Origin of the sequence: Streptococcus sp. 22.1 (assembly GCF_016648645.1) — a bacterium.
Lineage (GTDB): Bacteria > Bacillota > Bacilli > Lactobacillales > Streptococcaceae > Streptococcus.
In genome coordinates this window covers 82,440-98,221 of the sequence record NZ_JACLQK010000007.1, presented here as the reverse complement: position 1 = coordinate 98,221, position 15,782 = coordinate 82,440, and the positions used below count along the sequence as shown (strand labels likewise).

The following is a 15,782-nucleotide window of genomic DNA, read 5'->3' as shown; positions in this document are numbered from 1 at the left end:
CCTGCTTCTTTTCTTATCTAAATCCTAGTTCTTTTAATTTTGCCTGGTAAGTGTCAAAATCAATTTCGATTCCTTGACCGCCATACAAATCATAGCTGTCAATCCAATCACCATCTGAAGGAATGGTTTGCGAATTAATACCTTTTTTGAAACTACCGGCATTTGAAAGTCCCAAGTCCAACATGTCTGTCATACTCATATTGGTTGAGGTTAGAGAGTAGACCTTCCCCAAAGCCTCAGGCCCTTTGAAGAGGCTAAGTGGATTCTTAAGCTGCTTCATGACAGCCTGCATCACTTGTTGCTGGCGCTTGGTACGGCCATAATCTCCCTCGTCATCCTTACGGAAACGGGCATAATTCAGAAGGGTGCGGCCATCCATATCTTGCTTACCAACTTTAATGGTTTGATTTGGCACGTGACCGTTCTTGTCCATCTTCAAATCATCTGGAACTTGAACCGAAGATACTTTTTTACCATCGATGGTCGCAAACTTCGCATTGATTTCTACACCATTTGGAAACAGGGTATCAACCCCTGTCGCAAAGGTTTCAAAGTCAACCATGGCATAGTACTTGATATCAATATCAAAGTTGCGTTTGAGCGTCTCACGCATGAGCTCTGCCCCTTGATGATTATTTTGCTCACCAATATTGAAAGCCGTATTGAGTTTCAAGTCCTGAGAATAGTCGGTTTCTGAAGCCCCCTTGATATTGACCAAGGTGTCTCGCATAAAGCTAACCATCTTAACCTTACCTTCTTTATTGCCCACATTGACTACCATAATGGAGTCTGTTCTGGCATCGGTAGATTCTTGGCTAACACGTTGGTCAGAACCAAGAATAAGGATATTAACCCCATCCTTGCTATCCTTACCATTAAAGGTCTCAACTATGGCAGGCTGGTAGGATTTACCATTATTACCTGCAGCAGAAAGGTCTGTTCCCTTGTAAAATTGATAAGCCATGGCTATCACTAGGAACACAACTCCTAGACTCAAGCAACTAAGTACTAGCTTGACAACCTTCTTGAGCCTTCTCTTTTTCTTTGGCCGCTTCTTCTGGGCTACTTGCGACTTGGACTTTGGAGCCGACGTTGATGAAGGTGCTGCTTGTCTTTGAACCTTTTTACGTTTAGGTTTACTTTGAGCAACTTCCTCTCGATAGACGGGTAGCCCTTCCTCAGTTAGCTGATTGGCAGCCTCATAATCACGCTCTTGATAATAGTCAGAACGATTGTCATAAGGCTGGTGCCATGCTGTTTGATAGTCCTCTCTTTGCGCTTGATACCTCCGCTCAGCTTCATAGGCATCTAACTTTCCTTGGAGATAATTGAATTCTGAAGCCTGCTGTCCATTCAGGTGAGCAAGATTTTTTAAAAGATAGCTGTAACGTAACCGTTCATGATGCGTAAACGGCCCATTGTTAGATTTGGTCATAAGATTTCCCTTTAAATTTCATAGACTTGGTAAGCACCCAAGATTTTATATCCAATTCCAACTGCAGTCAGCTCTTCAAGAGCGAACTGAGCCAACTTTTCCTTTGTATAATCACAGTCAATAATAAAGAAATACTCGCCAAGTACCGTCTTCAAAGGACGACTTTCTATCTTGGTCAAGTCAATGCCTCGCCAGGCAAAGGTCGATAAGGCCTTGTAAAGTGCCCCTGGCATATTGTCAGGCAGGGTCAAGGCCAGCGTTAATTTGCAATCAATCTGATTGAGCGGAATCTCAGGAACGGTGTTCCCCAACACCCAAAAGCGGGTATAATTCTTTTCAATCTCCTGAATATCCTTAGCCAAGATTTGAAGACCGTATTCCTTAGCAGCTGCATGCGGAGCGATGGCCGCATATGGCTGATCTGGATTATCAGCGACAAAACGCGCCGCAAAGGCTGTACTGGCTGTTGTCTCAATCTTGGCATGTGGAAAATGCTGTTTAATATACTTTTTCCCTTGGGCAATAGCCTGTGGGTGTGAGAAGATTTTCTCAATTTTCTCATGATGTTTCGTCGCCATCAACTGCTGCTTGATGGGCTGAACAATCTCTGCCACAGCACGAATATCGGCCTGATGGAAGAGATAGTCTAAACTCTCATGAACAGAGCCCTCAATGGAATTTTCCACCGGAATGACCGCATAATCCACACGTCCCTCTTCATAAGACTTGATAACCTCGGTAATGGTACCTAGAGAAACCAATTCTGCCTCAGGAAAAGCCTTTAAGGCTGCATTATGCGTAAACGACCCACTAGGGCCCAAATAACCTACATACATTTGATAAACCTTGCTACTTCTTCTGGCGTTCGGTTATCAACTGTGACAACCAAATCTGCTAAATCTTGATAGAGTGCCATTCGACCGTCATAAATAGCCTTAAAAACCTCTTTGGAATGATTGAGAAAGAGTGGGCGCTGATTCTTGGTATCCTTTTCAATGCGATTATAGACCACATCGAAAGAAGCATGGAGCCAAACGTTATGCTTACGATTTTTCGTCAAGAGCTGACGATTGCGCTCCGTCACAACGACACCACCTCCAGTAGAGATGATGACGTCATCTCCCTCTTGAAGGAGTTCCTCCAAAGTCTCAGACTCAATCTGACGAAAGGCTGCTTCACCTTCTTTTGCAAAAAAATCAGCAATGGACATGCCGATTTTCTCCTCGATGACCTGATCCATATCCACGAAACGACCATCCAGGTATGGGGCGACGGAACTCTTACCAACTCCCATAAAGCCCAATAAAACCTTAGCCATGGAGCAATCCTTCCAAGTCACTAAAGAAACTTGGGTAACTTGTATTGATAGCTTCCGCACGTTGCAAGTCAACCTCACCATCTTGAACCAAAAGGGCAGCAATAGCTGTCATCATACCAATACGGTGGTCACCCAAGGTATTAACCTCTGCCCCATGAAGAGCCGTCTTACCAGTGATAATCATACCATCCTCAGTTGGTACAATATCAGCACCCATAGCATTCAAGGCATCCGCTACCACCTGAATACGGTCAGTCTCTTTGACCTTAAGTTCTTCAGCATCACGAATCACAGTCTTACCTTGGGCTTGTGTCGCCAAGAGTGTAATAATTGGAAGTTCATCAATCAAACGTGGAATGATATCTCCACCAATTTCAGTTCCTTTAAGTTCTGAAGTTTCAACCGTAATGGTCGCAGATTTAGCAACCTGGTCAATATCTGAAAGGGTAATCTTACCACCCATGTCTTTGATCACATCAATGATACCCGTACGCGTCTCGTTGATACCAACATTTTCCAAGACAATCTTAGAGTTAGGTACCACAAGCCCTGCTACCAACCAAAAGGCAGCTGAAGAAATGTCACCTGGAACCACAACTTCTTGAGCAGTGAAAGTTTGGCCACCAGAAATACGAATTTCCTTGCCATCTACCTGAAGCTGACCACCAAACTGCTGAATCATATCTTCCGTATGGTTACGTGTTTTTTCCTTCTCGATGATAACAGATTCGCCATCAGCTTGAAGAGCTGCAAAAATAAGGGCAGATTTAACCTGAGCAGAGGCCACAGGCAATAGGTAATGAATAGGTTTAAGAGACTTGCTACCATGCATTTTCAAAGGTGGCAAATCGCGGTCCGTCTGACCTGATACCTCTACACCCATCTGACGCAAGGGAATGGTCACACGGTCCATAGGGCGTTTTGAAAGGGAATCATCCCCAAACATCTCTACATCAAAATCTTGACCAGCGAGCACACCTGAAATCAAGCGAATGGATGTTCCAGAGTTACCCATGTCCAATTTGTTTTGAGGAGCCTTGAGACCATCAAAACCAACACCGTGAATGCGAACCACATCACCGTCATCCTCGATAGTCACACCCAGATCACGAAAGACCTGCATGGTTGAGAGGACATCCTCACCTCGTAAAATATCACGAACAGTTGTCACACCTTTAGCAAGACTTCCGAACATAATCGAACGGTGACTGATTGACTTGTCACCAGGGATACGCAAGCTGCCATGAAGACCTTGTGCCTTGGTTTCTAGTTTCATAGGTTACTCCTGAAAATTTTATAGTTGCTCTCATTATACCATAATTAAAAGCCTAACCATAGACTGAATTGTCAAAATATTCACTCTCTAGTATTAGTATACTTTTCTCTTAGAAAGGCAACTGCCTCTTGAACACGGTTCCGAATTAAGTTAGCAGACTCCTCCAAAAGACGATCTTCCTCAGCCGACAAAGACAAGTGAACAGGAGCAACCACCCCTTGACGTCCTAAAATAACTGGATAGCCAAGGTAGGTCTGATAGGCTGCTTGATAGCTAGATACCGCCACTTCTTCTTGAGCATCAGAAAGGATAATGTCCACTAAACGAAGAGCAGCACTGGCAATGCCGTATGAAGTATAGCCCTTACCATAAAAGACCTTGTGGCCACCCTTCATAGAAGCCATAAAAAGATTTTGACGCTCTTCTTCACTGGTCAATGCTGTAATATCTTGACCTTTGACCTTGACTTGACTCCAGGCTGTAAATTGGGAATTCCCATGTTCGCCAAGATTGTAGCCGGATACTGATTTTGGATTGACTGATAAATCATCTCCTACCGCTGCCTTCATTCTAGCTGTATCGAGTAGAGTCCCTGTCCCAATCACACGTTCTCTTGGCCAACCTGTGAACTCTTGATAGAGGGCTGATACGGCATCTACAGGGTTTGAGATAACCAAGAGTATGCCTTTAAAATCCAATTTTTTGAGTTCCTGAGAAACCTGATAAACAGCTTCTCGGGTAAATGGAAATTCAGCAAAACGGTCCTCACCGGCATTATGCTGTAACTGAATATTTCCAAGGGATGAAATAATCACATCAGCATCTTCAAGTGCTGCATAATCATTAACCACGATGTTGGCATAGCTAGGCAGATTGGCCATAGCATCTTTAAAATCCTGGGCATCCGCCTCAGCCTTTTTCTCATTGATATCTATAAAGACATAACTATCAGCTAAACCTTGAGCAATAGCTCCATGAGCTACCGCAGCTCCAACATTTCCCATACCAATAATTCCAATTTTACGAGCCATCATTTTCCTCCTTAATATTTGATCTTCATTCTTAGACAATCTCTTTTGAATGCAGAAAAGGGCCTGTCAACTGACACACCCTCTCTGATTAGCTATTCAATTCTTGCAAAGGTTTGAAGATGATACGTTCAATATCATTCAAATAAACAGACAAGCCTTGTTGTGCAGCCAAGTATTCTTTCAAAAGGGCATTAGCTTCCACTTTTTGCCCCAATTCTTGAACAGCTGCTTGTTCTTCTGCTGTTGGCATTGTACCAGCTTGCATTTTAGCATAGAAATCCTCTTGGAAATCAGTGAACTCTTTGAAAAGAGCACTAGCCTCAGCATCAGCTGCGATAGCTTCTTTTTTCTCTACCAAAGTTTTGTACTCAGGAAGGGCACGAATGCCACGTTCCAACTCATTTGCTAAATCATAAATATTTGTCATTTTATTCTCCTAGGCGATCACCACATGATAGTCTGTATTGGCTTCAATAACAGTCTTAGCATGTGTACGATCTTTTTCATTTTTAAAAGTAATTTGAAGGATACCATGAATATCCTCGCGATTTTCTTCATTGATACGAAGGTTAACCAAAGACGTTCCTCGCAACAATTCCATAATGCTAAGGATAACGTCCTCACGGTCGGGCACATCCACGAAAATATCGAAGGCACTTTCCACGCCACCCTTTTTGTGGATTTCCATCTCTTTACGCTTCTTACGACCATTGTCAAAGAACTCCCAAATGGCATTCTCATCCTCAGCCTTAATCAAGTCAGCCACATGGTCCAAACGTTTTTTGAAATCTTCAATACGATCCAAGACAGCAGGCCCATTAGTCATGAGAATGGAAGCCCACATACCCGGTTCACTCTCAGCAATACGGGTCATATCTCGGAACCCCCCAGCCGCAAAGTGATTGGTCATCTCATGGGCCTGAGCATAATCAGCCGCCTGTTCCATAAGACCAGAAGCTAAAAGGTGGGGAAAATGACTGATTTGACTGGTTACACGGTCGTGTTCAGCCGCATCAATCTCCACAAAACGTGACTTAAGCCCAGACAAGATGTCCTTAAGCTCTGGGATAGTTGTCTCTCTTGTCAGACTTGTCGGTGTGAAAATATAATAGGCATTTTCAAAAAGCGTCACGTCGGCTGCAATAGCCCCTGATTTATGGGAACCAGCCATAGGGTGGGAACCTACAAACTGAACATTTTTACCTGTTAGGTAACGTTCAGCTGCCTCAACGATATCCAACTTAGTAGACCCTGCATCTGTGATGATGACATTATCTTTGAGATCCAAGTCAGCCAATTCGTGCAAGTAGGCCACAGTTTGCTTAATTGGCACTGCAAGGATAATCACATCAGCAAGTGGGGCAAACTCTTTGAAATCACTGGTTGCACGGTCAACGATACCACGCTCAAGCGCAATATTTCGAGAATAGTCAGAGCGATTATATCCAAGAATCTCATAATCAGGGTGGTCTCTTTTAATCCCTAAAGCCAAGGAACCACCAATTAAGCCCAATCCTGCGATATAAATTGTTTTCTTACTCATTACTACTCCCATCTATTGTCTGATGCTGCTTAAAAGTTTTTCACATAGTCACGATGACGTGCTACCGCTTCTTTCAATTCTTCCATGTTATCGGAAGAGAATTTGTCCAAGATTTCATTAGCTAGGACTGTAGCAACTACGGATTCCATAACAACACCTGCTGCCGGCAAGGCCGTTGGATCTGAACGCTCAACTGTTGCCTTGTAAGGTTCGTGTGTTTCGATATCTACTGACATCAAAGGCTTGTAAAGGGTTGGTATGGGTTTCATAACCCCACGCACCACAATCGGTTGTCCATTGGTCATACCACCTTCGAAACCACCAAGATTGTTAGTGCGACGTGTATAACCATCCTCTTCATTCCAGAGAATCTCGTCCATCACTTGGGAGCCCTTGAGGTAGCCATCTTTGAAACCAAGACCAAATTCCACACCCTTGAAGGCATTGATGGATACAACTGCTTGAGCAATCTTAGCATCAAGTTTTGTATCCCATTGCACATAAGAACCAAGACCAACAGGAACGCCACCAACGACAGTTTCAACGACACCACCGATTGTGTCTCCCTCTTTTTTGATTTGATCAATGTAGTCTTTAATCTCTTGTTCACGTTCTTGGTTAACAACTGAAATCTCTGATTGTTGAGCCAATTCCTTGATTTGAGCTACCGTCAAATTCTCAGGCACATCAATTTCCTTACCACCAAAGACAACAACATGGTTAGCAATTTCAATATCGAGCTCAGCCAAGATACGTTTAGCGACAGCACCTACTGCCACACGCATAGTTGTTTCACGCGCACTAGAACGCTCCAAGGAATTACGCAAATCATCGAAACGGTATTTCATTCCACCAACCAAGTCAGCATGTCCTGGACGTGGGTGAGTGATTTTACGTTTGGTTTTCAAACGGTCTTCAATGTCTTCCACAGCCATGATGTCCAACCATTTTTGATGGTCCTTATTGATAACATGAAGGGTGATTGGAGCCCCTGTTGTTTTCCCATGACGCACACCAGAAGTGATTTCAACCTTATCAGACTCAATTTTCATACGGCCACCACGACCATAACCACCTTGGCGACGTTTCAAATCATCATTGATATCTTCAGCCGTCAAGGGAAGACCAGCTGGAACACCTTCGATAATTGCTGTTAAACGTGGGCCGTGAGACTCACCTGCTGTTAAATATCTCATTTATTTCTCCAAGTACTCTTTCATTTCGACTAAAGGAATCTGATTGATAGCTGCCTTACCAATCTCTGGAACGATAACTGTCTTAATGCTATTGCCACGAGCTTTTTTGTCATGTGTGAGGGCTGTATAGAGCTCTTCAACACGCCATGGCTCATAGTCTACTGGCAAGCCAAATTTGACACACATCTCAGCGATTTGACGTGTGATCCCCTTAGGCATCAGACCTTTTTCCTCAGCAACTCGTGAAATCTGAACCATTCCGATAGCTACCGCTTCACCGTGCATGACTTTACCGTAACCAGCTGTTTGTTCAACGGCATGCCCAATCGTATGACCAAAGTTTAGGTACATACGGACACCACCTTCAAACTCATCTTCAACCACAATTTTACGCTTAACGTTACATGAACGGTAAATAATGGTTTCTGAGTTTTCTAGGATACTGTGAACCGAACCATCAATGCTTTCAAGAAGCTGCCAAAGCTCAGGATCATCAATCAAACCGTATTTGACAACCTCACCCATACCTTCGATCAATTCACGTTTACCAAGTGTTTCAAGGACATTAGGGTCAATCAAAACCCCATCAGGCTGAGCAAAAGTTCCCACGATATTTTTAGCAAATGGTGTGTTCACACCCGTCTTACCACCAATAGATGAATCCACTTGGGCAGTTAGACTGGTTGGAACCTGAACGAAGTGAATGCCACGCATATAAGTTGAAGCAACAAAGCCTGCTAAGTCTCCAACAACGCCACCACCAAGAGCAACAATGCCATCACTACGAGTCATGCCATTCTTAATCAAAAACTCATAAGCCTTGTTAACAGTCTTAAGATTTTTACTCGCTTCACCTTCTAGGAAATCAAAAACGACAACCTCAAAACCTTCGTGCTCCAGGCTAAGCTTAACTTTTTCTGCATATAGAGCTCCCACATGATTGTCCGTAATAAGGGCAATCTTTTGTGGTTCCCAAAGTGACTTCACCCATTGACCGACAGTCTTAAGGGCTCCTTTTTCAATAATAATGTCATAAGGGTTATGTGTTAAATTTACCTCTAGTTTCATAGTCGTCCCCTCCTAGCTATTGTATATATTTTCTAATTCCTGCCAAATGGCGTCTGTTGGCATGTCCTTGCCTGTCCACAATTTAAAGGCACCTGCTGCTTGATGAAGCAACATGCCAAGTCCGTTCACAGCCTCTATTCCCTGTTTTCTAGCCAAGGCCAAGAAAGGTGTTTCAAAAGGCTGATAAATGATATCAGCAACCAAGAGTCCCTTAGGAAATTTTGTATCTGTAGGAATAGGCAAGGATGCACCATCCATACCTACACTCGTCGCATTCACCAATAAACTAGCCTGGCCTAGTTCCTCTTGAAAATACTTAAGATCATTTAAAGCATGAAACTCCAAGTGGCAAGTTGCCTGTTCAAGTAAGGCTTTAAAGCTCTCTTTTGCCTTATCCAATGACTGAGGGCGAACATAGACACTAACTTTTTTGGCACCATCAAGAACTGCCTGCGTCACAATAGCTTTAGCCGCACCACCAGCACCCAAAATCATCAGATGGGCATCTTTAGGGCTAAAGTTCTTTAGACTAGCAAAAAAGCCAAAACCGTCCGTATTATGACCAATCAAACGCCCATCACAATTAACAACTGTATTGACAGCACCAATCAGTTGAGCTGCAGGACTAATCTCATCCAAAAAAGGAATAACTGCTTCCTTATATGGCATGGACAAATTGATACCGAACATGTCGTAACGTCTAATATTTTCAACTGTCTCGGCTAGGTCTGATTCCGGAATCTCCCAGGCCACATAAATACCATTAACTTGTGTCTTCTCAAAGGCCGAATTATGAATGAATGGCGAAATCGAATGCTTGATAGGATTGGCAACAACAGCTGCTAGGCGTGTGTGTCCATCAATCTGCATCCAAAAACTCCCTGATTCTACGCATGTCTGCTAAACTAATTTGTCCTGGAGCACTTGCATTATCAAGACTGGCAAAGGTCCATGATGACCCTATCAAGTCGCCCGCAAAACGTGACAAACGACCTAGTTTACCCATTGACATGGTCACAAACTCCTGCTCAGGATTAAAGGCCTTAAAGCCACGTGTGAAGTTCATAAGGTCGAGAACATCCTGCTCATGCTTAGGCATAACTGCCACCTTAACCACTCGTGGTGTCAAGTTTGCCATCTCAGACAAAAGTTCCATAAGGTTTTCAGGTGTCTCCTCAAAGTTATGATAAGACAAAACCAAGTTTGAAAATTCGAGCATTTGATCAAAGACAGCCTTACGTGTGAAATACTCAAAATCAATATAATCTGGCGAATAAATCGCAGCTACATCCTTAATCAGTGCGACATATTCTGCATCCGTTAACTCAAGCCTACCACCCTCACGCGTTGTACGGATGGTAAAGACAATCTCAAAGCCTGCGAATTTCTCGAAAATAGCCGGAGCAACCGTTAAGATACTATCCTTATCTAAAAAATCTGCACGCCATTCAATAATGTCTGCCCCCTCAAAACGAGACAGTTCAAGCGCTTGTGCCTCCTCTAAACTAGTTGGCATAATCGGAACTACAATTTTCATTTATTTACCTTTATTGTGTATACTTTCAAATAATTTGATGTTGGATCATTAGGATTGACGGTAAAATCCGCTGGTAATTGTTGCAGGTTAACGAAGTCCGCTGAAACATCTCCCAAGCCCTTACGTAGTTGTTTCTTAAACTGTTGCACTGTCATATTAGCAGCATTGGTACTTGCGATGATTGTCCCATGCTCTGATAAAATATCAAGACTTTGTGCAATTAACTTGTGGTAATCCTTATTTGCTGAGAAAGTACGTTTCTTATTTCGAGCAAAGCTTGGCGGATCGATGACGATAAGGTCATAAGATAAGCCTTTTTTCTTGGCATATTTGAAATAATCGAAGACATCCATCACGACCAAGCGATGATTTTCCATACTGAAGCCATTAGCTTCAAAATGAGCCGTCGATAATTCACGTGAACGCTTAGCCAAATCAACCGATGTCGTTTCAACCGCTCCTCCCATAGCTGCAGCCACTGAAAAAGCTGCCGTATAGGAGAACATATTCAAAACTGATTTCCCCAAAGCTAAGCCATTAACTAAACCATCACGCACTTCATGCTGATCAAGGAAAATCCCCGTCATTAGCCCATCATTGAGGAAAACTTCATAAGTTACCCCATTTTCTAAAATGGTGAAGGTATCAGTCGCCTCTTGCCCAAAAAGATGGTCTGATTCGAAATCAAGACCCTTGAAGCGGATTTTCTCATAGCCTCCCAAGACCTCAGGAAAGACCATTTGGAAAGCCTCTACAATATCATTTTTCAAGGAATAAACAAAGGCATTGTACCATGAAAAGAGGGCATAATCCCCATATAAATCAATTGTGAGACCACCAAAATCATCACCATCTTGGTTGAAAAGACGAAAAGCTGTCGTCAACTCATTATCATAATAGGATTGACGTTTGGCCTTAGCCCTTTCAAAAAGTCCTTGAAAATAAGTCACTGTCAATTGTTGTTTTTTAGGGGACAGAAACCATCCTATCCCCTTATTTTGACTTGACAAATAGCCCGTTCCTAAAAAGTCTTTGGATCGGCTATACAGATAAACCAACTGATTATTTTCAGTTATATTTGGAAAATCTTCGGCTAAAAGAAGCTGTTTTCCTTGTTTGATTTTTTTCTCCGCAAAGGGACTTACCGTCAATATACTCATGTTACTATTATACCAAAAAAATGCTATTATTTCTGTTTCGTGACTAGATTTTATCAATTATATGTCAAGGAATATCACACTCAATGGCAGTAAATTTTTGAGAGTCATTATCTTATTTGGTATAATGATTAAGATAATATAGAATCAAAGGAAGTATTACTTTGAAAAAAATTACTGAAGCCTTTTGGAAAGGAGTTTCATCAAGACTTGGATTTATCCTCTTGTTACTCTTCTTTTACTGGCTAAAAACCATATTCGCTTATTACGTCAACATTAATCTTGAGTTGGAAAGCAGATATCAGGTTATGCTTTCGCTGATCAACCCTATTCCACTAGGATTAATGCTTCTGGGTTTAGGACTATACTTCAAGAAACGACGTTTCTTTTACAGCATTACCATTGCTATCTATGTCATCCTTAACCTCTTACTTATTGCTAATGTGATATACTTTGGAGAGTTTACAGACTTCATCACTGTAAATACCATCCTAGCAAGTTCTAGTTCGGCAGCAGGACTAGGAGACTCAGCCAAGAACCTTCTTGAGCCAAGCTATCTTTTCTACCTGATTGATGTTCCTTTCTTCATCTATGCTGGTTTCAGGAAAAAGCTTAAAATGGACAGCAAGCCATTTAACAAACGAGCTAGTTTTGCCGTTACTGCACTGTCGACACTCCTTCTCTCAGTTAACCTCTTTTTAGCGGAAGTTAACCGTGGCGAGTTGTTGACACGTGGTTTCTCAAATAACTATATTGTTCGTGCTATGGGGCTCCCCTTCTTCACAGCCTATTCTGGTAACTTAACTTATCAGGCCTCACAGGCTCGTTCATCTGCAACAGCTGAGGATATGAAAAAGGTTGAAGCTTACGTTAAAGAGCATTACGCAGCACCTGATCCTAAGTATTACGGAATTGCTAAAGGAAGAAACGTCATCGTTATTCACCTGGAAAGCTTCCAACAGTTCCTCATTGACTACAAGCTCAAAGTAGACGGTCAAGACTATGAGGTTACACCATTCATCAATTCCATTTATCACTCAAATGAAACTCTAGCCTTTTCAAACTTCTTCCACCAAGTTAAATCAGGTAAAACTTCTGATGCTGAAACCTTGATGGAAACGTCTCTCTTTGGACTAAGCACAGGCTCATACATGGTAAACTATGGCGGTACCAATACAGCCTATGCTGCACCATCTATCCTAGCTCAAACAGGCGATTATACATCAGCTGTTTTCCATGGAAACACTGGATCCTTCTGGAATCGTAATAATACCTATAAACAATGGGGGTATAATTACTTCTTTGACTCATCAGCCTTCACTGAAAAAACTGATGAAAACTCCTTCCAGTATGGTCTAAATGACAAGTACATGTTCCCAGATTCCATCAAATATCTGGAACAAATGCAACAACCTTTCTACGTTAAATACCTTACAGTATCTAACCACTACCCATATACTTCTCTCTCAGGCGATGAAAAGGAACAAGGTTTCCCACTTGCCGAAACAAAAGACGAGACAGTCAACGGATATTTTGCAACAGCTAACTATCTTGACTCAGCAATCAAAGACTTCTTTGATTACCTCAAGGAAACCGGTCTTTACGATAACTCGATTATTGTCATGTACGGTGACCACTATGGTATCTCTGATACACGAAGCAGCAATCTTGCTGAACTTCTCGGTAAGAACCCTGAAACTTGGTCAAACTATGATAAAGCCATGCTTCAACGTGTTCCTTACATGATTCATATTCCAGGCTATACTGGTGGTGGTATCTCTAACACCTTTGGTGGTGAGGTTGATGCCCTTCCAACTCTCCTTCACGTTCTTGGAGTTGACACTAGCTCTTATATCCAGATGGGACAAGACCTCCTATCTCCCGATAATAAGCAAACCGTCGCATTTAGAACCTCAGGTCAATATGTTACTCCTCAATACACCAGCTACTCTGGTCGACTTTATAACACTCAAACAGGGGAAGAAATTACCAACCCTGATGAGACAACTAAAAAAGATAACGAAGCCATTCGTAAGGCAGTAGCAACTCAGCTTTCGATGAGTGACGCTGTTCAAACAGGTGACCTTCTTCGTTTCTATACGCCAAACGGTTTGAAGCATGTTGATTCTAGCAAGATTTCCTACACTAAACAGATGGATCAACTAAAAGAAATCAATAAAAAGCTGAAAGATAAATCAACCAGCCTCTACAAACAAAAAGGCAATAAATCAACAGCTGATCTATTCAAGACCCCATCTTACAAGGAACTACATCCTGCAGAATCTGAATCGAGCTCAAGTTCAAGTGAATCAGAGTCAAGTAGTTCTTCAACGGAACAACAATAAGCCTTAAAAGCAGTCCTGTTTGGACTGCCTTTTTTAGATTAAACAATTATCAATCGTACTTAACTGGAAAATCATAATCCTCATAGCACTCGCCTCAAACATATTTCTTGCTAGTTTGCTATAAGCGTGATTAAATAGTTTTTGTAAAAAAACTTATAAAGGAGAACAGATATGAATCCAATGGACCTATTTAACCAAGTAAAAGAAATGATCGAAAAGAAAGATTTCGAAGCTGCTAAAAAGTTTGTCGATGACAATAAAGATGATTTGGGCGAATACTTTGACCAAGCTAAGTCACTTGTTTCAGGTAACGAAATGGTTAGTGGAGCTTTAGACAAGATTAAAGGTCTATTCTAAGACGAAGTCCCCTAAATCAATAGGATTGAGGGGGCTTTTTATGTTTAGAGTTTCTATTTAGAGACAATGCATAACACAATCTAAGATTCTTTAGAAACACAAAAAAGAGATTCCTAAGGAACCTCTTTTTATTCTATATGACTATAGAATTATTTTTTCAAGTTGTAGAATGATTTCAAACCACGGTATTCTGCAACTTCACCAAGTTGGTCTTCGATACGAAGCAATTGGTTGTATTTAGCGATACGGTCAGTACGTGACAATGAACCTGTCTTGATTTGACCAGCGTTAGTTGCAACTGCGATATCAGCGATTGTTGAATCTTCAGTTTCACCTGAACGGTGTGATACTACTGCTGTGTATCCAGCTTCTTTCGCCATTTCGATAGCGTCGAAAGTTTCAGTCAAAGTACCGATTTGGTTAACTTTGATAAGGATTGAGTTAGCAGCGTGTTCTGCAATACCTTTTTCAAGGTAAGCTGTGTTAGTTACGAAGAAGTCGTCACCAACCAATTGAACTTTACCACCAAGACGTTCAGTAAGAGCTTTCCAACCGTCCCAGTCGTTTTCGTCCATACCATCTTCGATAGTGATGATTGGGTATTTGTTAACCAATTCTTCAAGGTAGTCGATTTGTTCTGCAGCAGTACGAACAGCAGCGCCTTCACCTTCAAATTTAGTGTAGTCGTAAACTTTACGTTCTGCATCGTAGAATTCAGATGATGCACAGTCAAATCCGATAAATACGTCTTTACCTGGTACATATCCAGCAGCTTCGATAGCTTTGATGATAGTTTCAACACCATCTTCAGTTCCGTCGAAACGAGGTGCAAAACCACCTTCGTCACCTACGGCTGTTTCAAGTCCACGTTCTTTAAGGATTTTCTTAAGTGCGTGGAAGATTTCAGCACCCCAACGAAGAGCTTCTTTGAATGTTGGTGCACCAGCAGGTACAATCATGAATTCTTGGAAAGCGATTGGAGCGTCTGAGTGAGAACCACCGTTGATGATGTTCATCATTGGAGTTGGAAGAACTTTAGTGTTGAATCCGCCAAGGTAGCTGTAAAGTGGAACTTCAAGGTAGTCAGCAGCTGCGCGTGCTACAGCGATAGACACACCAAGAATAGCGTTGGCACCAAGTTTACCTTTGTTTGGAGTACCGTCAAGAGCGATCATTGCGCGGTCAATACCTTGTTGATCACGTACGTCGAATCCGATGATGTGTTCAGCAATAACGTTGTTTACGTTATCAACTGCTTTTTGAGTACCAAGACCACCGTAACGAGCTTTGTCACCATCACGAAGTTCTACTGCTTCGTGTTCACCAGTTGAAGCTCCTGAAGGAACCATACCGCGACCGAATGCACCAGATTCAGTGTAAACTTCTACTTCAAGTGTTGGGTTACCGCGTGAGTCAAGGACTTCGCGTGCGTAAACATCAGTAATAATTGACATTACAATACTCTCCTTATGAGTTAAAATTTTTTACACCTATATATTACCATAATATCAAGGCTTAA

15 protein-coding genes are annotated in these 15,782 nt (G+C 42.1%); 2 read left to right on the top strand and 13 right to left on the bottom strand.

Going from position 1 to position 15,782, the window contains the following annotated elements:
* Positions 1–13: 13 nt before the first annotated feature.
* From H7U04_RS05295 to H7U04_RS05240, 12 genes are all read right to left on the bottom strand, one after another.
* On the bottom strand, positions 14–1,435 hold the full coding sequence (locus H7U04_RS05295; RefSeq protein WP_156685474.1) for an LCP family protein: 1,422 nt from the start codon (positions 1,433–1,435) through the stop codon (positions 14–16).
* An 11-nt stretch (positions 1,436–1,446) separates the two neighbouring features.
* Entirely contained in the window at positions 1,447–2,271 is an 825-nt protein-coding gene (gene pheA, locus H7U04_RS05290; RefSeq protein WP_002890467.1) for a prephenate dehydratase, read from the bottom strand.
* The gene (locus tag H7U04_RS05285; RefSeq protein ID WP_201059385.1) at positions 2,262–2,753 is read right to left on the bottom strand and encodes a shikimate kinase; all 492 of its coding nucleotides are present in this window, start codon (positions 2,751–2,753) and stop codon (positions 2,262–2,264) included. Before H7U04_RS05285 ends, pheA begins: the two co-directional genes overlap by 10 nt.
* Complete coding sequence (gene aroA / locus H7U04_RS05280; protein ID WP_110980861.1) at positions 2,746–4,029, bottom strand: 3-phosphoshikimate 1-carboxyvinyltransferase; 1,284 nt, start codon at positions 4,027–4,029, stop codon at positions 2,746–2,748. The genes H7U04_RS05285 and aroA overlap by 8 nt, the downstream gene beginning before the upstream one ends.
* Positions 4,030–4,109: 80 nt before the next feature.
* Positions 4,110–5,060, bottom strand: a complete 951-nt coding sequence (locus H7U04_RS05275; protein ID WP_110980862.1) for an L-lactate dehydrogenase — start codon at positions 5,058–5,060, stop codon at positions 4,110–4,112.
* An 88-nt stretch (positions 5,061–5,148) separates the two neighbouring features.
* Complete coding sequence (locus tag H7U04_RS05270) at positions 5,149–5,487, bottom strand: YlbF/YmcA family competence regulator (protein WP_002890462.1); 339 nt, start codon at positions 5,485–5,487, stop codon at positions 5,149–5,151.
* Positions 5,488–5,496: 9 nt separating this feature from the next.
* Entirely contained in the window at positions 5,497–6,603 is a 1,107-nt protein-coding gene (locus tag H7U04_RS05265) for a prephenate dehydrogenase (protein ID WP_003094644.1), read from the bottom strand.
* Positions 6,604–6,632: 29 nt separating this feature from the next.
* Complete coding sequence (gene aroC / locus H7U04_RS05260; RefSeq protein WP_175062806.1) at positions 6,633–7,799, bottom strand: chorismate synthase; 1,167 nt, start codon at positions 7,797–7,799, stop codon at positions 6,633–6,635.
* On the bottom strand, positions 7,800–8,867 hold the full coding sequence (gene aroB / locus H7U04_RS05255; RefSeq protein ID WP_073689757.1) for a 3-dehydroquinate synthase: 1,068 nt from the start codon (positions 8,865–8,867) through the stop codon (positions 7,800–7,802).
* Positions 8,868–8,879: 12 nt separating this feature from the next.
* Positions 8,880–9,737 (bottom strand): shikimate dehydrogenase, encoded by an 858-nt coding sequence (locus H7U04_RS05250; protein WP_201059383.1) that lies wholly within the window; start codon positions 9,735–9,737, stop codon positions 8,880–8,882.
* On the bottom strand, positions 9,727–10,404 hold the full coding sequence (gene aroD, locus H7U04_RS05245; RefSeq protein ID WP_201059381.1) for a type I 3-dehydroquinate dehydratase: 678 nt from the start codon (positions 10,402–10,404) through the stop codon (positions 9,727–9,729). The genes H7U04_RS05250 and aroD overlap by 11 nt, the downstream gene beginning before the upstream one ends.
* Positions 10,401–11,564 carry a class I SAM-dependent rRNA methyltransferase gene (locus tag H7U04_RS05240; RefSeq protein ID WP_110980865.1) on the bottom strand — a complete coding sequence of 388 codons (1,164 nt, stop codon included), beginning with the start codon at positions 11,562–11,564 and terminating at the stop codon, positions 10,401–10,403. The genes aroD and H7U04_RS05240 overlap by 4 nt, the downstream gene beginning before the upstream one ends.
* 161 nt (positions 11,565–11,725) lie before the next feature.
* Here H7U04_RS05240 and H7U04_RS05235 point away from each other — a divergent pair, with 161 nt between their 5' ends.
* Positions 11,726–13,906, top strand: coding sequence for an LTA synthase family protein (locus H7U04_RS05235; protein ID WP_064523272.1), 2,181 nt, complete (start codon positions 11,726–11,728; stop codon positions 13,904–13,906).
* Positions 13,907–14,077: 171 nt separating this feature from the next.
* The gene (locus H7U04_RS05230; protein ID WP_002890454.1) at positions 14,078–14,263 is read left to right on the top strand and encodes a hypothetical protein; all 186 of its coding nucleotides are present in this window, start codon (positions 14,078–14,080) and stop codon (positions 14,261–14,263) included.
* Positions 14,264–14,412: 149 nt separating this feature from the next.
* Here H7U04_RS05230 and eno read toward each other — a convergent pair whose 3' ends face one another.
* On the bottom strand, positions 14,413–15,717 hold the full coding sequence (gene eno, locus H7U04_RS05225) for a surface-displayed alpha-enolase (protein WP_002886048.1): 1,305 nt from the start codon (positions 15,715–15,717) through the stop codon (positions 14,413–14,415).
* Positions 15,718–15,782: the final 65 nt, after the last annotated feature.